General features: G+C 76.2%; 27 protein-coding genes and 1 riboswitch. Of the genes, 5 read left to right on the top strand and 22 right to left on the bottom strand.

Annotated features, from left to right (window positions below):
* Position 1: 1 nt before the first annotated feature.
* Both BKA21_RS01455 and BKA21_RS01450 read right to left on the bottom strand, forming a co-directional pair.
* The gene (locus BKA21_RS01455) at positions 2 to 988 is read right to left on the bottom strand and encodes a helix-turn-helix transcriptional regulator (protein WP_140458954.1); all 987 of its coding nucleotides are present in this window, start codon (positions 986 to 988) and stop codon (positions 2 to 4) included.
* Positions 981 to 2024, bottom strand: coding sequence for a helix-turn-helix transcriptional regulator (locus BKA21_RS01450; RefSeq protein ID WP_140458955.1), 1044 nt, complete (start codon positions 2022 to 2024; stop codon positions 981 to 983). Before BKA21_RS01450 ends, BKA21_RS01455 begins: the two co-directional genes overlap by 8 nt.
* Before the next feature lie 118 nt (positions 2025 to 2142).
* On the opposite strand from BKA21_RS01450, the gene BKA21_RS01445 reads away from it, so the two are divergent.
* The 3 genes from BKA21_RS01445 (at position 2143) to BKA21_RS01435 (ending at position 4602) form a co-directional block, all read left to right on the top strand.
* The gene (locus BKA21_RS01445; RefSeq protein WP_140458956.1) at positions 2143 to 3306 is read left to right on the top strand and encodes a DUF3866 family protein; all 1164 of its coding nucleotides are present in this window, start codon (positions 2143 to 2145) and stop codon (positions 3304 to 3306) included.
* A 150-nt stretch (positions 3307 to 3456) separates the two neighbouring features.
* Positions 3457 to 3774 (top strand): YciI family protein, encoded by a 318-nt coding sequence (locus tag BKA21_RS01440; protein ID WP_218887114.1) that lies wholly within the window; start codon positions 3457 to 3459, stop codon positions 3772 to 3774.
* A 282-nt stretch (positions 3775 to 4056) separates the two neighbouring features.
* On the top strand, positions 4057 to 4602 hold the full coding sequence (locus BKA21_RS01435) for a hypothetical protein (RefSeq protein ID WP_140458958.1): 546 nt from the start codon (positions 4057 to 4059) through the stop codon (positions 4600 to 4602).
* Positions 4603 to 4647: 45 nt separating this feature from the next.
* On the opposite strand, the gene BKA21_RS01430 is transcribed toward BKA21_RS01435, so the two are convergent.
* Complete coding sequence (locus tag BKA21_RS01430; RefSeq protein ID WP_140458959.1) at positions 4648 to 4983, bottom strand: histone-like nucleoid-structuring protein Lsr2; 336 nt, start codon at positions 4981 to 4983, stop codon at positions 4648 to 4650.
* A 1002-nt stretch (positions 4984 to 5985) separates the two neighbouring features.
* Here BKA21_RS01430 and BKA21_RS01425 point away from each other — a divergent pair.
* Complete coding sequence (locus tag BKA21_RS01425) at positions 5986 to 6627, top strand: hypothetical protein (RefSeq protein WP_140458960.1); 642 nt, start codon at positions 5986 to 5988, stop codon at positions 6625 to 6627.
* Between the two features lie 369 nt (positions 6628 to 6996).
* Here the strand turns inward: BKA21_RS01425 and BKA21_RS01420 are convergent, their stop codons facing one another.
* Both BKA21_RS01420 and BKA21_RS01415 read right to left on the bottom strand, forming a co-directional pair.
* Positions 6997 to 7737, bottom strand: a complete 741-nt coding sequence (locus tag BKA21_RS01420) for a hypothetical protein (RefSeq protein WP_140458961.1) — start codon at positions 7735 to 7737, stop codon at positions 6997 to 6999.
* Between the two features lie 112 nt (positions 7738 to 7849).
* Positions 7850 to 8731 (bottom strand): manganese catalase, encoded by an 882-nt coding sequence (locus BKA21_RS01415; protein ID WP_140459216.1) that lies wholly within the window; start codon positions 8729 to 8731, stop codon positions 7850 to 7852.
* 290 nt (positions 8732 to 9021) lie between these two features.
* Here BKA21_RS01415 and BKA21_RS01410 point away from each other — a divergent pair, with 290 nt between their 5' ends.
* The gene (locus BKA21_RS01410; RefSeq protein WP_140458962.1) at positions 9022 to 9291 is read left to right on the top strand and encodes a DUF7218 family protein; all 270 of its coding nucleotides are present in this window, start codon (positions 9022 to 9024) and stop codon (positions 9289 to 9291) included.
* A 31-nt stretch (positions 9292 to 9322) separates the two neighbouring features.
* On the opposite strand, the gene BKA21_RS01405 is transcribed toward BKA21_RS01410, so the two are convergent.
* The 17 genes from BKA21_RS01405 to pyrF all read right to left on the bottom strand — a co-directional run bounded on the left by BKA21_RS01405 (position 9323) and on the right by pyrF (position 25529).
* Positions 9323 to 9787, bottom strand: coding sequence for a PH domain-containing protein (locus tag BKA21_RS01405; protein WP_140458963.1), 465 nt, complete (start codon positions 9785 to 9787; stop codon positions 9323 to 9325).
* A complete protein-coding gene (gene hisG, locus BKA21_RS01400; RefSeq protein ID WP_140458964.1) occupies positions 9784 to 10632 on the bottom strand; it encodes an ATP phosphoribosyltransferase in 849 nt (282 codons plus the stop codon). Before hisG ends, BKA21_RS01405 begins: the two co-directional genes overlap by 4 nt.
* A gap of 74 nt (positions 10633 to 10706) precedes the next feature.
* A complete protein-coding gene (locus BKA21_RS01395; protein ID WP_140458965.1) occupies positions 10707 to 10970 on the bottom strand; it encodes a phosphoribosyl-ATP diphosphatase in 264 nt (87 codons plus the stop codon).
* Positions 10971 to 11006: 36 nt separating this feature from the next.
* Positions 11007 to 11492 carry a 6,7-dimethyl-8-ribityllumazine synthase gene (ribH, locus tag BKA21_RS01390; protein WP_140458966.1) on the bottom strand — a complete coding sequence of 162 codons (486 nt, stop codon included), beginning with the start codon at positions 11490 to 11492 and terminating at the stop codon, positions 11007 to 11009.
* Complete coding sequence (ribA, locus tag BKA21_RS01385) at positions 11489 to 12970, bottom strand: GTP cyclohydrolase II (protein ID WP_140458967.1); 1482 nt, start codon at positions 12968 to 12970, stop codon at positions 11489 to 11491. The genes ribH and ribA overlap by 4 nt, the downstream gene beginning before the upstream one ends.
* Complete coding sequence (locus tag BKA21_RS01380; protein WP_140458968.1) at positions 12967 to 13578, bottom strand: riboflavin synthase; 612 nt, start codon at positions 13576 to 13578, stop codon at positions 12967 to 12969. Before BKA21_RS01380 ends, ribA begins: the two co-directional genes overlap by 4 nt.
* Positions 13578 to 14702, bottom strand: a complete 1125-nt coding sequence (ribD, locus tag BKA21_RS01375) for a bifunctional diaminohydroxyphosphoribosylaminopyrimidine deaminase/5-amino-6-(5-phosphoribosylamino)uracil reductase RibD (protein ID WP_373308160.1) — start codon at positions 14700 to 14702, stop codon at positions 13578 to 13580. The genes BKA21_RS01380 and ribD overlap by 1 nt, the downstream gene beginning before the upstream one ends.
* Before the next feature lie 92 nt (positions 14703 to 14794).
* Positions 14795 to 14926, bottom strand: a riboswitch (FMN riboswitch).
* A 66-nt stretch (positions 14927 to 14992) separates the two neighbouring features.
* The gene (gene rpe / locus BKA21_RS01370; RefSeq protein ID WP_140458969.1) at positions 14993 to 15661 is read right to left on the bottom strand and encodes a ribulose-phosphate 3-epimerase; all 669 of its coding nucleotides are present in this window, start codon (positions 15659 to 15661) and stop codon (positions 14993 to 14995) included.
* 51 nt (positions 15662 to 15712) lie between these two features.
* The gene (locus BKA21_RS01365) at positions 15713 to 17359 is read right to left on the bottom strand and encodes an RsmB/NOP family class I SAM-dependent RNA methyltransferase (RefSeq protein WP_140458970.1); all 1647 of its coding nucleotides are present in this window, start codon (positions 17357 to 17359) and stop codon (positions 15713 to 15715) included.
* Positions 17356 to 18306, bottom strand: a complete 951-nt coding sequence (gene fmt / locus BKA21_RS01360) for a methionyl-tRNA formyltransferase (RefSeq protein WP_140458971.1) — start codon at positions 18304 to 18306, stop codon at positions 17356 to 17358. The genes BKA21_RS01365 and fmt overlap by 4 nt, the downstream gene beginning before the upstream one ends.
* A 49-nt stretch (positions 18307 to 18355) precedes the next feature.
* The gene (locus BKA21_RS01355; protein WP_140458972.1) at positions 18356 to 20455 is read right to left on the bottom strand and encodes a primosomal protein N' family DNA-binding protein; all 2100 of its coding nucleotides are present in this window, start codon (positions 20453 to 20455) and stop codon (positions 18356 to 18358) included.
* 38 nt (positions 20456 to 20493) lie between these two features.
* Complete coding sequence (gene metK, locus BKA21_RS01350) at positions 20494 to 21693, bottom strand: methionine adenosyltransferase (RefSeq protein ID WP_140458973.1); 1200 nt, start codon at positions 21691 to 21693, stop codon at positions 20494 to 20496.
* A gap of 18 nt (positions 21694 to 21711) precedes the next feature.
* Complete coding sequence (gene coaBC, locus BKA21_RS01345; protein WP_140458974.1) at positions 21712 to 23010, bottom strand: bifunctional phosphopantothenoylcysteine decarboxylase/phosphopantothenate--cysteine ligase CoaBC; 1299 nt, start codon at positions 23008 to 23010, stop codon at positions 21712 to 21714.
* Positions 23011 to 23020: 10 nt separating this feature from the next.
* Positions 23021 to 23287, bottom strand: coding sequence for a DNA-directed RNA polymerase subunit omega (gene rpoZ / locus BKA21_RS01340; RefSeq protein ID WP_140458975.1), 267 nt, complete (start codon positions 23285 to 23287; stop codon positions 23021 to 23023).
* A 93-nt stretch (positions 23288 to 23380) separates the two neighbouring features.
* Positions 23381 to 23956, bottom strand: a complete 576-nt coding sequence (gene gmk, locus BKA21_RS01335) for a guanylate kinase (RefSeq protein ID WP_140458976.1) — start codon at positions 23954 to 23956, stop codon at positions 23381 to 23383.
* A 122-nt stretch (positions 23957 to 24078) separates the two neighbouring features.
* Positions 24079 to 24390 (bottom strand): integration host factor, actinobacterial type, encoded by a 312-nt coding sequence (mihF, locus tag BKA21_RS01330; protein WP_136520018.1) that lies wholly within the window; start codon positions 24388 to 24390, stop codon positions 24079 to 24081.
* A gap of 293 nt (positions 24391 to 24683) precedes the next feature.
* Positions 24684 to 25529: an orotidine-5'-phosphate decarboxylase gene (pyrF, locus tag BKA21_RS01325; RefSeq protein WP_140459218.1), complete on the bottom strand. Its 846-nt coding sequence runs from the start codon at positions 25527 to 25529 to the stop codon at positions 24684 to 24686.
* Positions 25530 to 25579: the final 50 nt, after the last annotated feature.

Below are 25579 nucleotides of genomic sequence, written 5' to 3'. Positions count from 1 at the left end.
GTCAGCCTGCCGTACGGGTGGGGGTGGGCGCGAGCAGGGGGGCGTAGGCGTCGAGGGCGGCGCGGGCGTGGTGGGCGACGTCGGCGCCGACGTCGGGGGGGTCGACGGCGAGGACGTCGTCGGCGACCTGCAGGAGCAGGTGGCGCAGCCAGGCGGGCTGGACGACGCGGACGTCGATCTCGAAGGTGCCGTCGGTGTGGTCGCGGACGGTCTCGACGGGCACGGACTCGGCGACCCAGCGGGCGGGGCCGGCGAGGTGCAGGGTGACGAGGTCGGCGTGGGGGTCGGGGTGGAAGTGGTCGGCGTCGGGGGTGACGTCGTGCTCGTCGGCGGGGGTGTCGAGGACGGTGGCGGCGGTGATGCGGTCGGTGCGGAAGCGGCGTTCGGCGTCGGCGGGCAGGGACCAGGCGAGCAGGTAGGAGTGGTCGTCCTGGGTGAGGAGGCGGATGGGGTCGACGTCACGCTCGGTGGTGGTGTCGGAGGCGTCGGTGTAGCGCAGGCGCAGGCGGCGGCGGGTGGCGAGGGCGGTGCCGACGGCGGCGACGACGTCGGGTCGGCCTTCGACGTCGAGGCGGACGTCGACTCCGGCGGCGGCGTCGCCGGTGGCGGTGGTGAGCTTGGCGAGGGCGGAGTCGAGGACGGCGGCGCGCTCGGGGTCGAGGGCGGGGCGCAGGGCGGTGAGGGCGCGCAGGGCGGCGACGAGGGCGACGCCCTCGCGGGGGCCGAGGCGCAGGGGGCGGGTGAGGCCGCGGGCCTCGGTGAGGCGGACGACGCCCTGCTCGTAGGAGGTGGCGTCGAAGTCGATGAGGTCGTCGGGGAGATAGCCGGGGGTGCCGGTGACCCAGAGGGTGTCGATGTCGGCCATGACCTGGGCGGGGGTGACGCCGAACTGGGCGGCGACGTCCTCGACGCGGACGGGGTCGTGGCGTTCGAGGTAGGCGATCATGCCGAGCATGCGCACGAGGCGGTCGCTGGCGCGTTCAGGCACCGCGCACCTCCGTGCTGGTGGTGGGGCGGCGGGCGGGGCGGGTGTCGAGGTCGGCGGCGCCGTGGAGGAGGTCGAGGACGGCGTCGCGAACGTCGGTGGGGTGCAGGACGACGACGGCGTCGCCGTAGCCGGCGACGTGCTCGGCGAGCTCCCAGGCGTGGCGGTAGGGGACGGCGACGAGGTCGCGGTCGGCCAGGACGGTGGTGGCGCCGGGTGGGAGGTCGGGGTCGGCGGGGGTGGGGACGGCGCGGGCGCGGACGGCGCCGGCGCGTCCGGGGGTGACGGCGAGGAGGGCGAGGTTCTCCGCTCCCCCGCCCCAGGCGTGGGCGGCGGCGTCGAGGTCCTCGGGGGCGGGGGGTGCGAAGGAGCCGGGGTCGCCGACGGTGCGGACGGGGCCGCGGATGCGGGTGAGGCGGTAGGAGCGGGCGGCGTCGCGGTCGCGGTCGCGGCCGAGCAGGACCCAGCCGCCGCGGCGGGCGAGGAGCTTCCAGGGTTCGACGACGCGGTCGCGGACCTGGCCGGTGGAGGCGGCGGCGTAGGTGAAGCGGACGGCCTGGCGGGCCTGGACGGCGTCGACGAGGGGGCCGAAGGCGGTGCCGCCGGCGCGGACGCGGGGGGCGAGGCCGGCGACGAGGTCGTCGGACTGGGGGGCCTGGCCGACGGCGCGGAGCTTGGTCAGGGCGCGGGTGGTGTCGGCGCGCAGGGACTGGTCCTGCCAGAGCTGGGCGGCGAGGGCGAGGACGCCGAGCTCGGCGGCGGTGAGGTCGATGGGGGGCAGGGCGTAGCGCTCGAGGTCGACGCGGTAGCCGACGTCGTCGCCGTGGCCGGCGTGGGTGACGGTGAGGACGGGGATGCCGAGGTCGCGCAGCGTGTCCTTGTCGCGTTCGAACATGCGTTCGAACGCGTCGTCGGAGGGGGCGTCCTGGTAGCCGGCGACGGAGGACCGCACCTGCTCCTTGGTCATCCGCCCGGGGGTGTTGACGAGGGCGATGACGAGGTTGAGCAGGCGCTCGGCGGGCGGGATCGCGGGGGGCATCGTGGCCCCACGGTAGTGCGGGTCGGAGCCGGTGGTGGTGCAGCACGCCGGGCGTGCGGGTGACGGGTGCGCGACGATGGCGGGCGGTGGGTGCGGGGCGCGCCGGTAGCGTGGTCGGGTGATCGCGTGGCGTGCGGGTGTGGTGGAGCGGTGCGGGACCCGGTGGGACGGGGCCTGTGAGGTCAGCGTGGCCGTCGAGGGCGAGGACCGGACGGTGCGGGCGCTGGTGTACCCGGCGCTGGTGGGTGAGGTGGTGCCCGGTGCGCGGGTGCTGATGAACACCACGGCGCTGGAGCGGGGCCTGGGCACGGGCGGGTACGCGCTGGTGGTGGCGCGCACGGACGCGCTGCCGGCGGACCCGCTGCCGGGGCCGGGTCACCTGGTCAAGGCCCGGTACACGCCGTTGCAGGCGATGGTGCTGGGCGTCGACGACCAGGAGTCGGCGCACCACGAGGTGCTGCGGGACGCGGACGACCTGGCGGGGATGCCGGTCGTCGTGGCGGACCTGCACTCGGCGCTGCCGGCGGTGGTCGCGGGTGCACGGGCCGCGGCGGCGCGGGCCGGGCGGGCGGTGCGGGTGGTGTACGTGATGACCGACGGCGGGGCGCTGCCCGCGTGGTTCTCGCGGGCCGTCGCGGGGCTGCGGGAGGCCGGGTGGGTCGAGGCGTGCGTGACCACGGGGCAGGCGTTCGGCGGCGACCTGGAGGCCGTGACGGTGCACACGGGCCTGCTGGCCGCCCGGCACGTGCTGGGCGCGGACCTGGCGATCGTGGCGCAGGGGCCGGGGAACCTCGGCACGGGCACGCGGTGGGGGTTCTCCGGGGTTGCCGCCGGTGAGGCCGTGAACGCCGCGTCGGTGCTGGGCGGACGCCCGGTCGCGTCGTTGCGCGTCTCGGGGGCCGACGCCCGCGAGCGCCACCTGGGGGTCTCGCACCACTCGTCGACGGCGTACGGGCGGGTGGCTCTGTCCCCCGCGGACGTGCCGGTGCCGGTGTTCTCGGGGCTGCCGGGCTCGCCGGTGGACCTGACGGCGGACGACGACGTCGCGGCGTGGGACGCGCTGGGCGCGCGCGTGGCGGACCAGGCGGGCGCGCTGGTGGCGCCGGGCGGGCGGCACACGGGGGTGCCGGTGGTGGCCGACGGTGATCTGCTGGAGGCCCTGCGCGGCTCGCCGGTGCGCCTGTCGACGATGGGCCGGGGCCTGGACCGGGACCCGGCGGCGTTCCTGGCCGCGGCGGTCGCCGGGGTGCACGCGGCGGAGCTGGCCCTCTCCCCCGCCTGACGTCGGCGCGGCGGCCGGCGGTCACCGGGTCGGTCGCGCAGCAGGTCGGGCGGTCGGAGGCGGTCGAATCCCAGGGTCACCGTGCGTCATGGTCGGTGCAGGTCCCGGCGGGCGGGGCCGTGACGAGCGGGAGGTGGTCGTGTGCGGTTCATGATGTCCGTGGTCGACGTCGGGACGGGGACCGCGAGCGCGGCGGAGGCCGCCGCGATCGACGGTTTCAACGCGCGCCTGCAGGCGGACGGGGCGTGGGTGCTCGCCGGGGGCCTGGCGTCCCCGGGCTCGGCGCGGGTCGTCGACGCGACCGGGTCGGGCGAGGCGCTGGTGACGCAGGGTCCGTTCGCGGAGACGACGGAGCACGTGGCGGGGTTCTGGGTCGTCGACGCACCCGACGAGGAGGCGGCGCTCGCGCTGGCGGTCGGCGGGTCGCGGGCGTGCGGGCGGAAGGTCGAGCTGCGCGCGTTCCTGTGAGAGGACGCACGTGACCAGCAGGCAGAGTGCACCACGGGTGCCATCCAGTCGCGCTCCGAGGACGCAGGCCCGCCGAACATCACCCACGGCGAGAGACAGACGGGATCACCCGGTCTCGTCATGTCCAGGCGGGGAGGCCAGGGCTACCTCGGTGAGGTGTCAGGCGCGCAGCTGCCACCGGGGTGGTACGACGACGAGGCCGGGTCGCGTCGCTTCTGGGACGGCACCGGGTGGCTCTCGCCGAGCGAGGGCGCTGCACCGGCGCCCAGGCGTCGCCGGGCCGTGCTCGTCGCGACGATCGCTGTCGTGCTCGTCGCCGGCATCGTCGCGGCCGGCGCCGTGCTGACGACACGGCACCAGACCGCGCAGGTGGCCGCCTCGGCGACCGCGTCAGCAGCACGGGAAGCGTCAGCGTCGGCCAGTGCTGAACGCGCTGCCAACGCCAGGGCCTCGGCAGCGGCCCGGCGTACCGCGCAGGCCCTCGCAGAGCAAGAGGCTGCGAACGCGGAGGTCGACGAGTGGATGAACACCGAGACCGGGCACACCTGGGAAGTCATCGAGTCCGGCAACGTCTACGTCCGCTTCGCCGACCCCGACGAGTACCACTGCGGCATGCTCGACTCCACGAGCGTCGTGGCCTACGCCCGCCTCGGGTGTCCGACGAGCCTGTACGTCAAGGCCTCCGTGCTCGACGCAGGAGGAACCGTCATCGGCTTCGCCAACGACCTGCTCGGCGCCGTACCCGCCGACGGCTCGGCCCAAGCACTACTCGAAGACACCACCGGCCAGGTCGAGACCTTCACCCTCACCGAAGTCACATGCCGCTGACCAGCACCACCAGCGGCGCCCCGCGGCGCCCGGCAGCCCCGCCAGTCAGCGCGCCTCGGCAGCCCGGTACGCCTCGACCACCGACGCCGGGATCCGCCCACGGTCCTTGACTGCGAGGCCCTGCCCGGCGGCCCACCCCCCGGTCGCGCGCGACGTCGCCCGGTCCAACCGCTCCGCGGGTGCCGCGGCGGTGCGGACTCGGCCAGGGCGCACCCGGCGCCCGGCGGACGTGTACGGCTCGAGGACGTGCAGCAGCTCGTCACGGTGCGCGTCAGTCAGGTCGACCTCGTAGACCGTCTCGCCCCACGCGAATCGGTACGTCTTGGCGCCCTCGGTGCCGTCGAGGTCGTCGGTGATGATCACGCGCGTCTGCTGAGCCATACCGGTGATCCTCCCGCACACGCCCCGGCCCTGTGGGCAGGAACGATGGGCATGGTAACCGCTCTCCTGCCCGACCTCGCCCCTACCGACCTCCTGCCCGTCGACGTCGACGAGCGCGCGGCCGCGCTCGGCTGGGAGACGACCCGGGTGTGGGCCGCGTGGGCCTGGCTCGACGACACCACGGACCGGTCAAGCTGGCTCCCGTCAGCACCTCGTCACCGCTGTCACGGCAGGCGGGGAGCGCCCTCGATCCGACCTGACCTGCGCGTTCGGTAGACACACCCCGTGGCTACTGGAGACATCTCAACCCTTGACCGGCTCATACGGCGGCCCCTAGCCTCAGTCGGGTTCCCAGCTGTTGTCCCAGGCGACAGAACCCCGCCGTGGACGACCACGCGAGGTGGGTGCACCGTCGGTGCGCGCACAGGACACCAGGGAGCGTCCGACGGTGGTTCGCGCAACGGGCCGAGGCGGCAACTCCCGTCATCTCGACTGACGAGGAGCCCTCACACCGATGCGTCGACTGGCAACAGCAGCAGCCACCGGGGTCACCGCCGTTCTCGCCCTGACGCTCGGCGCCACCAGCGCCTAGGCTGGCACCACCGGAAGCGCGTTCGGAGCGTTCACGCTCAACGGGATCAACTACCGCACGATCAGCGTCATCCACACGAACTACGGCGGGTCCACCTACGCCCAGGCCGAGACCGACATCATCCCCCGGAACCTGCCGGTTGGGGCGAACAAGGTCCAGGCCAACGCTCGGCTGTTCACCTCGTCTGGCACCCTGGTTAGCCAGAGCGGGTTCCAGTCGAACCCGTCGACGATCAGCGCGGGCGGCGTCTGGGACGTCTTCGGAACCAGGCGAACCGCTGCGGGCACCTACCGGTCCTGGGGCGTGGTCAAGGCCTGGTCGGGCACCGCGTTCAACGCGTACTACGCCTTCCAGAGCCCGAACCTCGCGACCAACACCCCGTGAACACCCCGACCCGGACAGGGAGCACCATGAACGAGAACAGCACCACGCGCCCGAGCCGGCGCCTGCTCACTCCTCGCCGCGCCGTCGCGGCAGTCGGTGTGGTCGCCGTCGCCGGCGCCGGCCTTGCCCTGGGCACCTCGGTCGCCGGCGCGGACGACCCGACCGACCAGTACGGCACCAACCAGGCCGGGCTGACCTACGGATCGCTGTTCGACTCCACCTCCCCCGACCACGAACCCGACCTCATCCGGGTCCTGGCCACGAACGGCCGCGAGGGCTACGCCTACCAGCGCGACCTCAACCCCCCCGAGCTGGAGCCCGCCAACCCCGAAGAGGCCGGCGAACTCCAGGACGCCCGCGACCAGAAGGCCGCCGCCGCCTTCGTCGACGCCCTAGCCGACGAGCTCAACACCCGCCTGGCCACGACCCCGGACGACGCCGTCGACGCCTACCGGGCCGCCGTCGACGCCTCCCACGCCCGCAGCGACAACCGCGTCCAGGACACACTCGCCACGACCCTGACAGCCCTCGGCGCCGACGAGGACGACGCGCAGCAGACCGCCGCGATCGACGACGCCCTGCAAGCCGCCGCCGAGGCCGTCCAGCGCGAGATCCCCGTCTACGAGAGCGACGGCACGACCCAGATCGGCGTCTTCATCTCCGGCTGAGACACGACAGCACGGCCCTGCCCCCTCCTTCGCACAGATGGAGTGTCAACCAGCCCTGCAGCAGTCCCTCCTGGCTGACCGAGCACCTCGACGACGCACCGACCCCGGACGGTCACTGGAACCGCCCGCTGATCGACGTCACCGCCTGACAGCAGCCACGATCACCCACGCCCCTCGACCAGCACCCACCACCCGCAACCTGTCCCAGCGGCCGAGACTCGTGGCCGACCACCCCACCGGCCGAAACCCACACCGGTCTCGACCTCGAGATCCGCACACGCAGCACCGAGGTGGCCGGAGCAGGTCGTTGACGCCGTGGGCGGACACGGCTCGACGCAATGTCCCGCGGCCCGAGCCCACTCAGGGGGGTCATTGCCAGGTTAAGCCGGCGCGGCGGACGAGTCGATCAGCAGCGACGTGGGTGCGGACCCGGATCAGGCCGTCCACGACGGGCGCGAGTGCGGCGGCGAGCTCCTCGGTGATCCACCCGACCTCGAGGAAGTGGACCGTCTCGGTCGGGCGGGCGTCGTCGTGGGGTGCCGATCCCCACGCGCACACGACGTCCAGGGACAGAGCGGTGCGCATGGCGGCCCTGGCGGCCTGCCGTGCCGAGTGCGAGAAGGCGGCACGTTCGACCCGCAGCCTGTCGCCGTGGAGCGGCGCGAGCAGCCGGGTGGCGAGGTCGACGTCGTCGGCCACGACGTGCAGCGTCCCGTCGTGGTAGCCGCACCGGTCGGTGATCGTCCCGTCGTCGAACAGCGCCCGCTCCAGATCGCCCGGCGGCCCCGGCACACCGGGCGGCCGCGCGACGAGCGCTGCGGTCGTGACCGTCCGGGCTGGTGCCGGTGCCGTCGGGACCGGCGTCGTGCGGTGCACCTCGATCGCACTGCCCGTCCAGGCGCCGGTGACGGCGGTGCGTGAACCGATCATGTCGCCGGCGCCGCTCGTCACGAGCGGGACCACGAAGCCCAGATCGGGCGGCAGTGGTGCACCGGACACCAGATCTGGTGTCCAGTGCACCACCGGGACGAGCACGACGCTGGCTGCACCCGGCACCCCGATGCCCTCCGCGGTGACGAGGGTCCCAGGGGTCAGAGCAGCGATCCTCACGGTTCCAGCGTCGCAGACCACGACGACGGCGCCCGACGCCTCGCGCGCACGGTTGCATGAGGACCGCGCCCGACGGCCGCACGTCCAGCGCGAGGCGCGGCGGCTCCCCAGGTCAGCCCTTGCCGAGCGCGTCCTTGACCGCGCCCGTGGCCTTCTCCATCGCCGACGGCTTCGGTGTGGTGCCGTGGAACCGGGGGTCCGGCTGGGTGGGCGGCGGCATCGGGACGCCGGCGGGCGGCTCGGCGACGTACGTGAACTCGCCCTTCCCGTCAGGGGTCGGGCCGCTGGCCCACGCGCCCTCCGAAGCGTGCTCGCCGTCGCTGAAGTTGATGTACTGGTAGGCCACGTCGCGGTCCTCCTTGCCGAGCGGGAAGGTGCTGGGCACGGGCAGGTCCTCCACGCCCTCCTCGCGCAGCTGCCGGGCGGCGGCGATCCACTGGTTCTGATGCATCGTGTCGCGCGCCAGCAGGAACGCCAGCAGGTCCTTCACGCCGTGGTCGTCGGTCATGTGGTAGAGCCGGGCGACCTGGAGGCGGCCCTGCATCTCCGCGTTCGCGTTGGCCGTGAAGTCCGCGAGCAGGTTGCCGCTGGCCGTCACGTACCCGGCGGACCAGGGGTTGCCGTTGGAGTCCACCGGACGCGCGCCGGCGCCGGCGACGATGCCCTGCTGGGGGTCCGTGCCGCCGATGATCGCCGCGACCGTGGGATCGTCCTGGACCGCGCCCTCCACCGCACCGACCGGGGCGTCGGCGAGCAGCTGCGAGATCATCGTCGCGAGCATCTCCACGTGCCCGAACTCCTCGGCTCCGATGCCGTAGAGCAGGTCGCGGTACTTGCCGGGCAGGTGGGCGTTCCAGGACTGGAACCCGTACTGCATGGCGACGGTGATCTCGCCGTACTGCCCGCCCAGGACCTCCTGGAGCTTGCGGGCGAAGACGGCGTCGGGCTTGTCGGGCGTGGCGTGGTGCTGCAGCTCCTGGCGGTGGAAGAACATCGGGGTCTCCTTCGAGGTCGCCCGCCCGGCCCGGACGGCCGGGACGTGGCACGCGCTCGTTCTCGACGCGTCGTTCTCCCCCAGGCTCACCCCGCACACCCCGGGACGCATCTGGACGTCCGACCACCGCGAGCACCGGGGTCCGGGGTCCGGAGTCCGGGGTCCGGAGTCCAAGGTCCGGGGTCCGAGGTCGACGGCGCACGCGCGCACCGGCCCGGACCGACCTACGCTCGACGAGGCGGCGTGCCGCACCGGTCGCCGCGCCCGACCCGTCGGAACGAGGTGAACCGATGCCCCAGCGTGACCCCGGGCCCAGCGTGAAGGACCCCGAGCTGTACGAGAAGCTGCGCGACGAGGGCAGCAGCAAGGAGAAGGCCGCGCGGATCGCCAACGCCGCCGCCCGCAGCAGCCGCGAGGACGTCGCGGCGAAGGGCGGGCGGTCCGGCTCCTACGAGGACTGGACCGTGGCGGACCTGCGGCACCGTGCGGCCGAGCTGGACGTCACCGGCCGGTCGACCATGACGAAGGCCGAGCTGGTCGACGCCCTGCGCTCGCGCTGAACCCCGCCCGGGCGCCTGCAGGGGCTACGGGTCAGTCGTCGCGGCGGGTCGTCGAGCGGCGGGCCACGAGCGTCGCCAGGCGACGGGCCTCCTGCTCGGCGCGGGCACCATCGGCGCGCTGCACGCCCATGACGGCGAGGGTGTCGCCGTCGGCGAGGTCGAGCTGCACCCACGCACGGCCCTGGCCGAACCGCACCGAGACGATCTGCGCCCACGTCACGTGCCGGGTGACCACGAGGTTGCGCACGCGCAGGCCCGTGGCGTCGGGGACGGCGCTGACCGAGGCCTGCCGCCAGCAGAACCACACGATCAGCGCCCCGAACGCCACGAAACCCGCCTGGTCGAGCGGCCCCAGCCCCGGCATGACGACGACGAGGACACCGGTGAGCACCGCGACGGCGGCCGCCACGCCCAGGGTCACGAACCTCGCCAGGCGCGGCCGGAACGGAGCGTCGAGCCCCGCGGGCTCCTCGCCCGCCGTGCCGCGGGAGGTCACAGCCGGCAGGCGTGGATCGACGTGACGAGGATCGCCCGCGCGCCGACGTCGTACAGGGCGTCCATCACCCGGTTCGTCTGCGCGCGCGGCACCATGGCCCGCACGGCCGCCCACTGCCCGTTGTGCAGCGGCGAGACCGTCGGCGACTCCAGGCCCGGCGTGATCGCCACGGCCTGGTCGACGAGCTCGAGCGGCACGTCGTAGTCCATGAGGACGTACTCGCGGGCCGTCAGCACGCCCTGCAGGCGCCGGGTCAGCACGTCCAGGCCCGCGGGGGCGTCGACGTCCGCACGACGCGCCAGCACGGCCTCCGAGCGCAGGATCGGCTCGCCGAAGACCTCCAGGCCCGCGGCCCGCAGCGTCGACCCGGTCTCGACGACGTCGGCGATCACGTCGGCCACACCGAGGCGGATCGCGGACTCCACCGCGCCGTCCAGGCGGACGACGGACGCGGGCTCGACGCCACGCTCGCGCAGGTGCGCCGCGACGAGCTCGGGGTACGAGGTCGCCACGCGCAGGCCGGCGACGTCGCGGGCGTCGTGCAGCTGGCCCGCGGTGGCGGCGAACCGGAACGTCGACCGGGCGAAGCCCAGCGGCAGGTGCTCGACGGCCGCGGACGCGGAGTCGATGAGCAGGTCGCGGCCGGTGATGCCGACGTCGACCGTGCCGGCGCCGACGTACACGGCGACGTCACGCGGACGCAGGAAGAAGAACTCCACGTCGTTGTCGGGGTCGGGCAGCACGAGCTCGCGGGAGTCGCGGCGCTGGCGGTAGCCCGCCTCGCGCAGCATCTCGACGGCGGGCTCGCTCAGCGAGCCCTTGTTGGGGACGGCGATCCTCAGCACGGTGTCCTCGGGGGTACGGGAAGGGACGTCAGGGGAAGGTCGGGGCGCGTGCGGGGTGCTCGGAGCAGCGGCGCTCACAGGTGCTTGTACACGTCCTGCAGCGTCAGCCCGCGCGCGAGCATCAGCACCTGCAGGTGGTACAGCAGCTGGGAGATCTCCTCGGCGGCACGCTCGTCGGACTCGTGCTCGGCGGCCATCCACACCTCGGCGGCCTCCTCGACGATCTTCTTGCCGATGGCATGGACGCCCGCGTCCAGCTCCGCGACGGTGCCGGACCCCGCGGGGCGGGTCGCGGCCTTCTCGGCGAGCTCGGCGTACAGGTCCTCGAACGACTTCACGCGCCGACTCTAGACGCCCGCGGGGCCCGCACCGACTCAGCGTCCGTCGGCCGGCTCGAGCACCCGCACCGCGAGGGCCGTCGCGACGGCGGCCTGCGCGGCCTCGTAGCCCTTGTCCTCGTGGGAGCCGGGCAGGCCGGCGCGGTCGAGGGCCTGGGCCTCGTCGTCGCAGGTGAGCAGGCCGAAGCCGACGGGGACGCCGGTGTGCACGGACACGTCGGTCAGTCCCGTCGTGGCTGCGGAGCAGACGTAGTCGAAGTGCGGGGTGCCGCCGCGGATGACGACGCCGAGGGCGACGACGGCGTCGGCGTCCGCGTCGGCGGCGTGCCGGGCCACCACGGGCAGCTCGAACGAGCCGGGCACGCGCACGACCGTGACGTCGTCGACGTGCGCGTCGGCCAGGGCCCGGCGGGCGCCGTCGAGGAGCCCGTCCATGACGGTGGTGTGCCAGGACGCGGCGACGACGACGACCTTGAGGCCGCTGCCGTCCAGGGTGAGGGTGGGTGCTCCGGCGCCGCTCATGCGGACTCCTCGGTGTGCTCGACGGTGGTGGGGTGGACGGGGGTGTGCTCGACGTGGTCCGCGGTGTCGACGCCGGCGGGGACCGGTGCGGCCTCGACGGGCGGGACGTGGATGGGTGCGGCCTCGGCCTGCTCGGGCAGGTGCAGCAGGTGGCCCATGGCGGTGGCCTTGGTGCGCAGGTACGCCGCGTTGTGGGGCGTGCGGCCGACCTCCAGGCCACGGACCTGGACGACGTCGATGCCGTGGGCGCGCAGCCCCGCGACCTTGGCGGGGTTGTTCGTCAGCAGGCGGACGCGGGCGACGCCGAGGTCGGCGAGGATCGCGGCGGCGGCCCCGTACTCGCGCCGGTCGGCGGGCCAGCCGAGGTCGAGGTTGGCCTCGACCGTGTCTCTGCCGGTGTCCTGGAGCGCGTAGGCGGCGACCTTGGCGAGCAGGCCGATGCCGCGGCCCTCGTGCCCGCGCAGGTACACCACGGCGCCGCCCTCGGCGGCGGCCAGGGCCAGGGCGGCGTCGAGCTGGGGGCCGCAGTCGCAGCGGGCCGATCCGAACGCGTCGCCGGTCAGGCACTCGGAGTGCACGCGCACGACGGGGGTCGCGGACAGGCCGGTGGACGGGACGAGGGCGACGTGCTCGTCGCCGGTGCGCAGGTCGCGGTACCCGTGCAGGCGGAAGTCGCCGTGCCGGGTGGGCAGGTGCGCGGTGTGGGTGGCGTGCACGCGCGGCGCGAGGGCGTCGGTGCGCACCGGTGCGGGCTCGGGGGCGTCGTCGTGCGCGAGGCGCCAGGCGCGCAGCTCGGCGATGGTCAGCAGCACCAGGCCGTCGGCCTGCGCGAGCGCGGACGCCTCGGGCAGGCGGACCATCGTGCCGTCGTCGTTGACGAGCTCGGCGATCGCGCCGACGGGCTCGAGGCCGGCCAGGCGGCACAGGTCGACGGCGGCCTCGGTGTGCCCGGCGCGGTGCAGGACGCCGCCGGGGACGGCGCGCAGGGGCAGCACGTGGCCGGGGCGGACGAGGTCCTCGTGGCCCGAGGCGGGGTCGGCCAGGACGCGCAGGGTGCGGGCGCGGTCCGCGGCGGAGATGCCGGTGGTCACGCCCGTGGCGGCGTCGACGGTGACGGTGTAGGCGGTGCGCCGCGGGTCCTGGCTGTGCGGGACCATCAGCGGCAGGTCCAGGGCGTCGGCCCGCTCGGCGGGCATGGGGGCGCACAGGTACCCCGAGGAGTGCCGGATCGTCCAGGCGACCCACTCGGTGGTCGCGGACTGCGCGGCCAGGACGACGTCGGCCTCGTTCTCGCGGTCCGGGGAGTCCGCGACGAGCACGGGACGGCCGGCGCGCAGCGCGGCGAGCGCGTCCTCGACGGTGCCGAGCACGACGTCGCCGAGCACCACGTCCGACGGGCGACCCGTGGCGTCTGTGGTGGCTGCGTGCGTGGTGGACGTGGTGCCCGCCGCGTCGGTGGTGGGGGTGTCGGCGCTCATCGGGCACCCGCCGTGGCGAGCAGCCGCTCGGTGTACTTGGCCAGCACGTCGACCTCCAGGTTGACGGGGTCGCCCACGGCGAGCGTCCCGAGGGTCGTCGCGCTCAGCGTGGTGGGGATCAGGGAGACGCCGAACAGGTCGTCGCCGACGTGCGTGACCGTCAGGGACACGCCCTGGACGGTGATGGAGCCCTTCTCGGCGACGTACCGGGCCAGGGCGGGGTCGAGCGTGACCTGCACGTCGTCCCAGCGGGGCCCGGCGGCGCGCGACGCGATCGTGCCGACGCCGTCGACGTGGCCCTGCACGACGTGGCCGCCGTACCGACCGCCCACGGGCAGGGCCCGCTCGAGGTTGACGCGGTCGCCCGCGGCGAGGCCGCCGAGGGCCGTGCGCCGCAGGGTCTCGGGCATGACGTCGACGACGAACACGCCGTCGCCGGGCAGCTCGACGACCGTCAGGCACACCCCGGACACGGCGATGGAGTCGCCGTGGCGGGCGTCGGACGTGACGAGGGGGCCGCGCACGTGCAGGCGCGCGTCGACCTGGTCGTCGTCGCCGGGCACGACCGCGACGACCGTGCCGATCTCTTCGACGATGCCGGTGAACATCAGACCTCCTGGGGTCCGGGCGTGGGGGTGGGTGCGGGGGCCGCGGGCGGGACGGGCGTCGCGACGACGAGCACGTCGGGGCCCAGGGGCAGGACCTGGGTGGGTGTCAGGCGCAGCGCGTCGCCGATCGACGTGACGCCGAGGTCGGCGAGCGCGGCCGGGCCGGCGCCGAGCAGGACGGGCGCGACGTAGGCGTGCACCTCGTCGACCAGCCCGGCGCGCAGGAACGCGGCGGCGAGCGTGGGCCCGCCCTCGACCAGGACGTGCCGCACCTCGCGCTGCGTGAGCGCGGCCAGGACGACGGCCGGGTCGTGGGTGCGGACCTGGAGCAGCTCGCCGCCGGGGCCGTGCAGCCGGGCGCCGGCCGGCACGTCACGGTGGCCGACGACCACCCGCAGGGGCTGGTGCTCGACGAGGCCGCCGTCGCTCGTGCGCGCGGTCAGGGACGGGTCGTCCGTCAGTGCGGTGCCGGTGCCGACGACGATCGCGTCGACCTGCGCGCGCAGCCCGTGGGCGTGCCGGCGGGCGACGTCGGACGTGATCCACCGGCTCGTGCCGTCGGCGGCGGCCACGCGCCCGTCCAGCGACGTGGCGGTCTTGAGCGTGACGAAGGGGCGCCCGTGCCGGACGGCGGGCAGCCACACGCCGAGCAGCCGGGCACCGTCCTCGGCGAGGACTCCGGTGACGACGTCGACGCCGGCCGCGCGCAGGCGCCCCGCACCGCCCGCGGCGACAGGGTTGGGGTCCTCGACGCCGACGACGACGCGCGCGACTCCCGCGTCGAGCAGCGCCACCGAGCACGGGCCGGTGCGGCCGGTGTGGTCGCACGGCTCGAGCGTGACCACCGCGGTGGCGCCGCGCACGTCGCGCCCCTGCGCGGCCGCGTCCGCGAGCGCGGCGACCTCGGCGTGCGGGGTGCCGGCGCCCCGGTGCCAGCCCTCCCCCAGCACGGTGCCGTCGGGGTGCAGCAGCACGCAGCCGACCTGCGGGTTCACGCCCCGGGGTCCGCGGGCGGCCAGGCCGAGGGCGCGGTGCATCGCGGCCGTCTCGACCGGGGTGGCGGTCCGGGCCGGGCCGTCGGCGGGCGTCGGCGTGGTGGCCGGTGCCGTCGGCGTGGTGCTCATCGTGCGTCCTCCTCCGGGGCCGTCAGGGCGCTCCGGGGTCGGACGGGTCGGGCACGCCGAACCGTCGCGGCGCACCCCAGGGGTACGCCGCCACGTGTCTCCTCCCATCCGGACTGTCACCGTCGGTCCTGGAGTTCCACCAGGTCAACCGCTCGGCCCTGGCGGGCCTCACGGGTCGCGGACTGTCACCGCCGGCTCGGAATTGCACCGACCCCGGAGCACGTGTGTGCTGCTTGCTGCGCCAACGATGATGCCACAGCGGGCATTCCCGACCGGCACGGGCCGTCGGGTCAGGCCTCGAGGGGCGGGTGCGCGGCGAGGTCGCGCAGGGCGGCGATCTCGGCGGCGACGTCCTCGGCCCCGTACACGGCGGACCCGGCGACGAACACGTCGGCCCCGGCACGGGCGATGCGGGCGATCGTGGCGCGCGAGACGCCGCCGTCGACCTGGATGCGCGTGCCGGTGCCGGCGCGGTCGACCGCGGCGCGGGCCCGGCGGACCTTGGGCAGGGTCCCCTCGATGAACGCCTGCCCGCCGAACCCGGGCTCGACGGTCATGACGAGGATCATGTCGATCTCGTCGAGGAGGTCGAGGAACGGCTCCACGGGGGTCGCGGGGCGCACCGCCACGGCGGCACGCACACCCCCGGCGCGCAGCTCGCGGGCCAGGCGCACGGGCGCCTGCGTGGCCTCGGCGTGGAACGTGACGGACGCGGCCCCGGCCTCGGCGTACGCGGGGGCCCAGCGGTCGGCGTCCTCGACCATGAGGTGCACGTCCAGCGGGACGGGGCTGACCTCGGCGATGCGCCGCACGACGGGCAGGCCGAGGGTCAGGTTCGGGACGAAGTGCTGGTCCATGACGTCGACGTGCACGTGGTCCGCCGTGGCGATCGCGGCCAGGTCGCGCTCGAGGTTGGCGAAGTCGGCGGACAGGATGCTGGGGTTGATCTGCGGTCGCACGGGCCCCACGCTACCGACCCGGCCCGCGGGCGGCCGGGTCGGTGCCCGGCGTCACAGGCGGCGCAGCAGCGACAGGTGCATCGCGTCGGTGCCGTGCACGTGGGGCCACAGCTGGACCTCGCGGCGCTCACCCGCCGGGGCGGTCGCGGCCCATCCCGGGGCGATGCCCGCGACCACGGCGCCGGCGTCGAGGATCTCGACCTGCGTCCCCGCGCGCGCGGCCGCGCGGACCGCGTCGGTGACGACCAGGCGCGTCTCGGCCTGGTGCGGCGAGCACGTGACGTAGGCCACGACGCCGCCGGGACGGACTGCGGCCAGCGCGGACGCGAGGAGCTCGCGCTGCAGGCGGGTCAGCTGCGCCAGGTCCTCGGGCGTGCGCCGCCAGCGCGACTCCGGGCGTCGGCGCAGCGCGCCCAGGCCCGTGCAGGGGGCGTCGAGCAGCACCCGGTCGTACGACGCGGGCTCCAGGTCGCCGACCTCGCGCCCGTCGGCGGTGCGGACGTCCTCGACGGCGTGGGCGGGCACGGCGCGCAGCGACTGGCGGACCAGGCGGGTCCGGTGCGGCTGCACCTCGGTGGCGACCAGGCGCGCACCCCGGTCCGCCGCGAGCGCGGCCAGCAGCGCGGCCTTGCCGCCGGGCCCGGCGCACAGGTCGAGCCAGCGGGCGTCCGGGCCGTCGAGGGGGGCCGCGGCCAGCGCGAGCGTCACCAGCTGGGAGCCCTCGTCCTGGACGCCGGCGGCGCCGTCGCGGACGGCGGGCAGCGCGGCGGGGTCGCCGCCGGGCAGCACCACCGCGGTGGGGGTGAGCGTGCCGGGCTCGGCGTCGGGGCCGGCCTGCGCGGCGAGGTCGTCGCGGTCGACGAGGCCGGGGCGCGCCACGAGCGTGACGCGGGGCGGGGCGTTGTCGGCGTCGAGCAGCGCGCCCACCTCGTCGACGTCGCGCCCGGAGCCGACGAGCGCCTCGCGCAGCGCCCGCACCACCCACGCCGGGTGCGACCCGACGACCGCGAGGCGGGCGACGGCGTCCGTGCCGTGGGGGTCGGCAGCGGTGCCGATCGCGTCGAGCCAGGCGTCGAGGGTGCGTTCGGACACGCGGCGCAGGACCGCGTTGACGAACTGCGCGGCGCCCGCGCCCACGCGGTCGCGGGCCAGGCCGACGGTCTCCGCGACCGCCGCGTGCGCGGGGACCCGCATGCCGAGCAGCTGGTGCGCGCCCAGGCGGAGGACGTCCAGCACCGGCGGGTCGACCTGGTCGAGCGGGCGGGACGACGCGATCGCCAGCACGGCGTCGTACCGGCCGCGCATGCGCAGCGTGCCGTACGCCAGCTCGGTCGCGAACCCGGCGTCGCGCCCGCTCACGCCCCGCTCGCGCAGCATCGGGGGGAGCACGAGGTTCGCGTACGCGTCGGAGCCCTCGACGGCGCGCAGCGTGTCGAACGCGGCCGTGCGCGCGACGTCGCCCGTGCGGGCGCGCTGCCCCGGAGCGGCGGACGTGCGCCCGGCCCGGCCCTGCGCGCGGGCCGCACCGCGCTGGCGGCCGGCCGCGTCGCGGCGCGCGTCGGCGGCGTCGTCGCGGGGACGGTCTCCCCCGCCGGTCCGGCCCGCGCCGGTCCGGGCGCCGGGCGGGCGTCCGCCACGCGAGCCTCGACCGCCGGCGCCCGGGCGTCCGCCGCCCTGCGGGGCGTCCTGGCCGCTCACCGCTGCCCCTGCGTCGTCGCGCCGAGGACCGTGCCCTCGTCGAGGCGGGCCCCGCGGGCCCAGTCGGCGGCCGCCATGGCGCGCTTGCCGGGCGGCGTGACCTCGCCCAGGCGCACCGCCCCGGACGCCGTCCCGACCAGCACCTCCGCCTTGCCCGCGCGCAGGCGTCCCGGGGCCAGGTCGGTGACGTCGGGCACGGGCGTGACCGGGCCGAGGCCGAGCCGTGCGCCGTCCGGGAGCGTCGTCCACGCACCGGGCGCGGGCGTCACGCCGCGCACGCGACGGTCCACGGCCAGGGACGGGTGGTCCCAGCGCACGCGGGCGTCCTCGACGGTGAGCTTGGGGGCGTGCGAGACGCCCTCGTCGGGCTGCGCCACGGGGACGAGGAGGCCGTCCTCGAGGGCGTCGAGGGTGCGCACGAGCAGCTCGGCGCCGACGACGGCGAGGCGGTCCAGCAGCGCGCCGGCCGTGTCGCGGGGGCGGACCGTCTCCGTCAGGGTGCCCAGCACCGGCCCGGTGTCCAGGCCCGCCTCGAGCCGGAACGTCGACGCGCCCGTGACCTCGTCGCCCGCCATGACCGCGTGCTGCACGGGGGCGGCGCCGCGCCACGCCGGCAGCAGCGAGAAGTGCAGGTTGACCCACCCGTGGGCGGGAACGTCGAGCAGCGCGGGCGGCACGAGCACCCCGTACGCGACCACAGGTGCGGCGTCGACACCCAGCGCGGCGACCTGCGCCTGCACCTCGGGGTCGCGCAGCGTCGTCGGCGTCAGGACCGGCAGGCCGTGCTCCCGGGCCACCGCGGCGACCGGGGAGGGCGCGAGCGTGCGGCCACGGCCCGCACGGGCGTCCGGGCGGGTGAGGACGGCCACCACCTCGTGCCGGGACGCCAGCAGGGCGTCGAGGGAGGGGACGGCGACCGCGGGGCTCCCCGCGAACAGCAGACGCATGGGCCCGATCCTAGGTGCGCCGACGGCGACGGCCGCGCGCCCGTGGCCGTCAGAGCAGGTCGACGGGGTCGACGTGGACGCGCACGGTGCCGCCCTCGCGGCGCGCGGACCGCACCGCCGCCGACGCCGCCACGGCCCGGGTCAAGGATCTCCCGGCCGCGAGCGGCGCCCGCAGGAGCGTGCGCACGGGGCGCTCGAGCACGTCCTCGTCCCCGGTCAGGGCGACGGGGCCGAGCACCTCCACCGGGACGACCGCCGCCGGCTCGGCCAGCGACGCCACGACCCTGTCGACGACCGCCTGGACCGCGTCGCGCGTCCCCGTGAGCGCCACGACACGCGCCGTCGGCGGCAGGTGCAGCTCGGCGCGCTCCGCGAGCTCCCGGGACGCCAGGCCCGCGGCGTCCCACCGCACGAGGGCCTGCGTCGGCCGGGGCGCGCCGTCACCGACGACGAGGACCTCCCCGCCGTCCGGTGCGGGACGCACCAGCGCGGCCGCGGCCAGCCAGCGGCGCAGCGCCTGCGACTCCGCCCCGAGCCAGGCGCCCGCGGTCGCGGTCGCGGCGTCGAGGAGCACCGCGGCCGCGTACCCGCCGGGGGCCACCGGCTCGGCGCCGGGCGTCGCCACGACGAGCGCCGGCGTGCCCGGGACCTCGGCGAGCACCCCGCCCGCCGCCCGGGCGCCCGAGACCCGCACGGTGGCACCGGGGAACGCCCGCCCCAGCTCCTCGGCGGTGCGCTCCGACCCGACGCGCACCGACCGCAGCTGGGCGCCGCCGCACTCGTCGCACCGCCAGTCCCCCGCCGTGCGCCCGCACCAGCGGCACGTCGGCACCCCGTCGGCCCGGTCCAGGCCCAGCGGACCGTGGCAGGCGCCGCACCGCGCCGCGGCCCGGCACCGCCCGCACGCCACCACCGGCACGTAGCCAGCCCGGGGCACCTGCACGAGCACCGGCCCGCGGGTGAGTCCGTCGCGGACCGCCCGCCACGCGGGCGACGGCAGCCGGGCTGCCGCAGCAGCGCCCTCGCGGGCCAGCTCGACCGACGTCAGGGCCCGCACGCGCGGCGTCCGGGCACGCACCACGGCCCGGTCGGCGGCGACCTCGTGCGCCCAGCCCCGCTCGACGAGCTGCTGGGCCTCGACGGTGCGCGTGTGCCCGCCCACGAGCAGCGCCGCCCGCTCCAGGTCCGAGCGCAGCGCGAGGACCTCGCGCACGTGCGGGTACGGCGAGCGCGGCTCGGCGTGCAGCGGGTCCCCGTCGTCCCAGCACACCACCAGGCCCAGGTCCGCCACGGGGGCGAACGCCGACGCGCGGGTGCCGACGACCACCCGGGCGGAGCCCCGCAGGGCCGCCAGGAACGCCCGGTAGCGGGTCGCCGCGCCGTCGTCGGCGACGAGCCGGGCCACCGGTCCTGCGCCGCGCACGCCGGCTGGCAGGCCCACCCGCTCCAGCGCCGCGCACACGCGGGCCACGTCGCGGGCGTCGGGGACCACGACGAGGGCGCCGCGCCCGCCCAGCACGCACGCCGCGACGGCCTGCGCGACGGCCGCCGTCCAGCCGGTCGCGTCGTCGCCCGGCAGCGCCGTCCACACCGCGCGCGGCGCACCGCCGGCCAGCACGTGCTGGCAGAACGCCGGTCCCCCGCGGTACGCGGCCCACGCCTGCGCACCCGGGTCGGGCGGCGGCGGGGCCGGCTCCTGCGCCGGCTCGGCCTCGACACGGGCGTGCCGCGGGGGCACGGCCAGGCGCAGCACGTCGGCGAGGGTGCCGGCCGAGCGGTCGGCGACGGCCCGGGCCAGCCGCAGCACCGCCGGGGACAGCACGGGCTCGCCCGACACGACGCGGCGCAGGGGCAGCAGGCGTCCCTCGTGCTCGGGCTCGGCGACCCGCTCCAGCACCCACCCGTCGACGTCCTGACCCGCGAACCGCACCTTCACCCGGGCACCGGGCACCGCGTCGTCCGAGGCGTCGGCGGGCACCAGGTACTCGAAGACACGGTCCAGGTGCGGCGGTGACAGGTCCACGCAGACGCGCGCGACCGGCAGCTCCGCGGCGACCGCGACCCCGCCCTCGGCGCGGCGCGGCCGCCGACGGGCACGCGCCGGCGGCGCGAGCTCGAGGCCGAGGTCGGGCTGCTGCGGACCGTCCACGCCGGGGTCCGCGGCGCGGCCCGCGCGACCGGTGGCGCTCAGCCGACGGCCGCGAGCAGCGCGGCCGTCCGGTCGGTGCGCTCCCAGGTGAACTCGGGCAGCTCCCGGCCGAAGTGCCCGTACGCGGCCGTGCGCCGGTACACCGGGCGCAGCAGGTCCAGGTCCCGCACGATCGCGGCCGGGCGCAGGTCGAACACCTCGCGGATCGCCGCGGTCAGCCGCTCCTGCGGCACCGTGCTCGTGCCGAACGTCTCCACGTACAGACCCACGGGGTGCGCCTTGCCGATCGCGTACGCGACCTGCACCTCGCAGCGGCGGGCGAGGCCCGCGGCGACGACGTTCTTGGCCACCCAGCGCATCGCGTAGGCCGCGGAGCGGTCCACCTTCGACGGGTCCTTGCCGGAGAACGCCCCGCCGCCGTGCCGGGACATGCCGCCGTAGGTGTCGACGATGATCTTGCGGCCCGTCAGGCCGGCGTCACCCTGCGGGCCGCCGATGACGAACTGCCCCGTGGGGTTGACCAGCAGCCGGTGCGACGCCGTGTCGAGCTCGAGGCCCTCCAGGACGGGGGCCACCACGTGCTCGGCGACGAGCCGCTCCAGGTCGCGCGACGACAGGTCGGGCTCGTGCTGGGAGGACACCACGACGGTGTCCAGGCCGACCGGGCGGTCGCCGTCGTACGCGATCGTCACCTGGGTCTTGCCGTCGGGCCGCAGACCGGCGACCGAGCCGTCCTTGCGGACCTGGGCCAGACGCTCGGCCAGCCGGTGCGCGAGCCACACCGGCAGCGGCATGAGCGTGGGCGTGTCGTCCGACGCGTACCCGAACATCAGGCCCTGGTCACCGGCGCCCTGCAGGTCCAGCGGGTCCATGTCCGAGGCGTCGTCACGCACCTCGATGGCCTTGTCGACGCCGGCGGCGATGTCGGGCGACTGGGCGCCGATCGACACCGAGACGCCGCACGAGTCCCCGTCGAACCCGATGTGCGACGAGGTGTAGCCGATGCCGCGCACGACCTCGCGGACGATCTGCGGGATCTCGACGTAGGCGCTGGTCGTGACCTCGCCCGCGACGTGCACGAGGCCCGTCGTCACCATCGTCTCGACCGCGACGCGCGCGGCGGGGTCCTGCTCGAGGATCGCGTCGAGGATCGCGTCGGAGATCTGGTCGCAGATCTTGTCGGGGTGACCCTCGGTGACCGACTCCGACGTGAACAGGCGCGACGACGCATCACTCATGGCCGCAGCGTACCGGCGTCAGGACGGGCGGACCGCACCGTGCCCGTCGCGCGGCCCGCCGGCCGGACGGTCGTGCGCCGCGTCCGCGGCAGACGGGCGGCCGACGAGGTCGCGCACCGCGTCCCAGACCACGCCGGCGACCGCGTCCTTCGTGCCCGCGCCCGTGGCGACCGTCCGGCCCTCGCGGTCGAGGACGGTGACGTCGTTCGTCGTGGTGCCGAAGCCCAGGCCCGCGCCGACGGCGTTCACCACGAGCAGGTCGGCGCCCTTGCGGCGCGCCTTCGCGCGACCGTGGTCGAGCACGTCGCCGTCGCCGTCGCCGGTCTCGGCGGCGAACCCGACGACCGTCTGCCCGGCACGTGGGGGGTCGGTGACGAGCTCGCGCAGCACGTCCGTCGTCTCCACCAGGTGCAGCACAGGCGCCTGGCCGGACTTCTTCATCTTCGCCGGCGCGGTGCTCGCCGGCCGGTAGTCGGCGACCGCGGCCGCCATCACCACGACGTCGGCGTCCTTCGCCGCGGTGCGGACCGCCTCGCGCAGCTGCTCACCGGTCTCGACCTCGACCACGTCGACGGTCGCACCGGCGCGTGCGAGCACGTCCGCGGCGACGTTGGCGGCGACGAGCGTCACCCGGGCCCCGCGGCGCGCGGCGACGGCGGCCAGCGCGACGCCCTGCCGGCCCGAGGACCGGTTGCCGAGGAAGCGCACGGGGTCCAGCGGCTCGCGCGTGCCGCCGGCCGAGACCACGGCACGCGTCCCCGCCAGGTCCTGCACGGCGGGCGTGACGGCCGACGCGTCGACGAGCGCCAGGGCCGCCGCCGCGATCTCCTCCGGCTCGGGCAGCCGCCCGGGCCCGGTGTCGGCACCGGTGAGCCGGCCCGACGCCGGGTCGAGGACGTGCACGCCGTGCGCGCGCAGCGTCGCCACGTTCGCGACCGTCGCCGGGTGCTCCCACATCTCGGTGTGCATCGCGGGGGCGAGCAGCACCGGGCACCGCGCCACCAGCAGCGTCGCGGTCAGCAGGTCGTCCGCACGGCCCGCGGCCGCACGGGCCATCAGGTCGGCGGTCGCGGGAGCCACGACCACCAGGTCGGCGGACTTGCCGACCGCCACGTGCGCGACCTGGTCGACGTCCTCGAAGACGTCGGTCGTCACCGGCTGCCCGGAGAGGGCCTCCCAGGTCGCCCGGCCCACGAACTCCAGCGACGCCCGGGTCGGCACGACGCGCACGTCGTGCCCCTGCTCGCGCAGCAGCCGCAGCAGCAGGACCGCCTTGTAGGCGGCGATCCCGCCGGCGACGCCGAGGACGATGCGCATGACGGGTGGGTCAGGCCTCGGCCGTCGCCTCGGACGTCAGCAGCCCGCCGTCGATCTCGCGCATCGCGATGGACAGCGGCTTCTCCTGCGGGCGGGTCTCGACGAGGGGCCCGACGTACTCGAGCAGGCCCTCGTTGAGCTGGGCGTAGTACGCGTTGATCTGGCGGGCGCGCATCGCCGAGAACAGCACGAGCGCGTACTTGGAGTCCGCGCGGGCGAGCAGGCGGTCGATCGGCGGGTCGGTGATGCCCGTGGGGGCGGCGACGGTTCCGGACACGGAGGGCTCCCGTTCTGGAGAGGATGATGGTCTGCGATGCGCGCCCGGTCCGCCGCGCTCACGCGCCGCGCCGGTCGCACAGGTCGGGACAGTCTAGCCCTCGCTCGGGGCGAGCCCCATGAGGCCGACCAGCTCGTCGGTCGCGCGGTGCACGTCGTCGTTGACGACGACGTGGTCGAACTCGGGCTCGGCGGCCATCTCCACACGGGCCGACGCGAGCCGGCGCTCCCGCTCCTCGGGGCCCTCCGTGCCACGCCCCACCAGGCGCCGCACCAGCTCGTCCCACGTCGGGGGGGCGAGGAAGACGAACCGCGCCTCGGGCATCGACGCGCGCACCTGACGCGCACCCTGCAGGTCGATCTCCAGCAGCGCGGGCTCCCCCGCGGCGAGCCGCTCCAGGACAGGGCCGCGTGGCGTGCCGTACCGGTTGCGGCCGTGCACGACGGCCCACTCCAGCAGCTCGCCGGCCGCGACCATCTCCTCGAAGCGCTCGGTCGACACGAAGTGGTAGTGCACGCCGTCGACCTCGCCCGGGCGGGGGTCACGGGTCGTCATCGACACCGAGAGCCACACCTGCGGGTACCGGGCGCGGATGTCCGCGGACACGGTCCCCTTGCCGACGGCGGTGGGTCCGGCGAGCACGGTCAGACGTGCCGGCTGCGTCGTCATGGGGGTGGAGCGCTCCTCGACAAGCGGGACACCGGGCCGGACGGCTCGCGGCGCGTGACGGCGTCCCGCCGCCGACCTGCGACCAGGCCGGGACGGGACGCCGAAGGGGGCAGGCTACCGCCTCAGCCGAACCGGTCGACGAGCGCCTTGACCTGGTGGGGTCCCAGCCCGCGCACACGGCGCGTCTCGGAGATCCCGATCTCGGACATGATCGCGCGGGCCTTGACCTTGCCCACGCCCGGCAGGGACTCCAGCAGGGCGGCGACCTTGAGCTTGCCGATCGTCTCGTCCTTCTGGCCCTGCTCGATGACCTCCGAGAGCGAACCCTGGGAGTACTTGAGGCGATTCTTCACCTCGGCACGGGCCTGCCGGGCTGCGGCGGCCTTCTCGAGCGCTGCTGCGCGCTGTTCTGGAGTCAGCGGAGGAAGAGCCACGCGCGGTCACCTTCTCGTCGTTGGTCCGGGATCCTCGTCGGAATGCGCGGGATCGTGTTCCGAAACTAGCGAGGCGGCACGTCCACGGCAACGCGGGGCGCGCCGCGTGTCGCGCGCACGACCTGCGGCGACGCCTCGGCCGGGCCTCGCCCGGGCACGTCGAGGGCCCCGGACGGGCGGGCGCAGCGGCTCCACGGGCGCCGCTGCCACGATTCAGCGCGGCGCCCCCGGGCGCGGGCGGGCACGCCGGGTGAATCCTGCGCACCCGGCGTGCCCGCCACCCCCGCGACGCCTCAGCCCAGGGCCGCCGCCGCCTCGTCCGCCGCCCGGCGGGCCGCCGCCCGCAGCGCGCCGACGTCCGGCCCCGCCCCGAGCACGCCGCGCGAGGAGGAGGCGAGCACGTGCCCGCGCGCCCGCCCGAACACCGCCCGCAGCTCCGCCGCACCCGCGCCCTGGGCGCCCACGCCCGGTGCCAGGAACGGCCCGTGCACGGCCTCCAGGTCGACGCCCGCCTCCGCGGCGGCGTCGCCGACCGTGGCACCGACGACCAGGCCGACCGACCCCTGCGGGTCGGCGCCCGCGTTCAGCCCGGCCGCCCAGGCCGCGACCTGGGCCGCCACGCTGACCCCGTCCGCCGAGCGCGCGTGCTGCACGCTGCGCCCCTCGGGGTTCGACGTCAGGCACAGGGCGAACAGCCCGCGCCCCGTCGCGAGCGCCGCCTGCGCGGCCGGCGTCAGCGAGCCGACGCCCAGGTACGGCGACACGGTCAGCGCGTCGCCGGCCAGCGGCGAGCCGTCACGCAGGAACGCGTCGGCGTACCCGCCCATCGTCGAGCCGATGTCGCCGCGCTTGGCGTCCACGACCACGAGCGTCCCGGTCTGGCGCCCGGCCGCCACGACCTCCTCGAGGACGGCCACCCCCGCCGCACCGTGCCGCTCGAAGAACGCGGCCTGCGGCTTGACGGCCGCGACCCGCCCGGCGACCGCGTCGAGCACCGTGAGCGCGAACGTGCGCAGCCCGGCGGCGTCGTCGGTCAGCCCCCACGCCGCGAGCAGCGAGGCGTGCGGGTCGATGCCCACGCACAGCGGACCGTGCGCAGCCGCCGCCGCGGCCAGGCGTGCACCGAACGGCGCACGCACCGGCCCGCCCTGCGCCGCGACGACGTCCGGCCCCGGGGTGCCGTCCGGCG

Origin of the sequence: Cellulomonas oligotrophica, assembly GCF_013409875.1 — a bacterium.
In the GTDB taxonomy this organism is placed as follows: Bacteria; Actinomycetota; Actinomycetes; order Actinomycetales; family Cellulomonadaceae; genus Cellulomonas; species Cellulomonas oligotrophica.
Note: the sequence above shows the minus strand (reverse complement) of the source record. Positions and strands in the feature narration are given on the sequence as shown.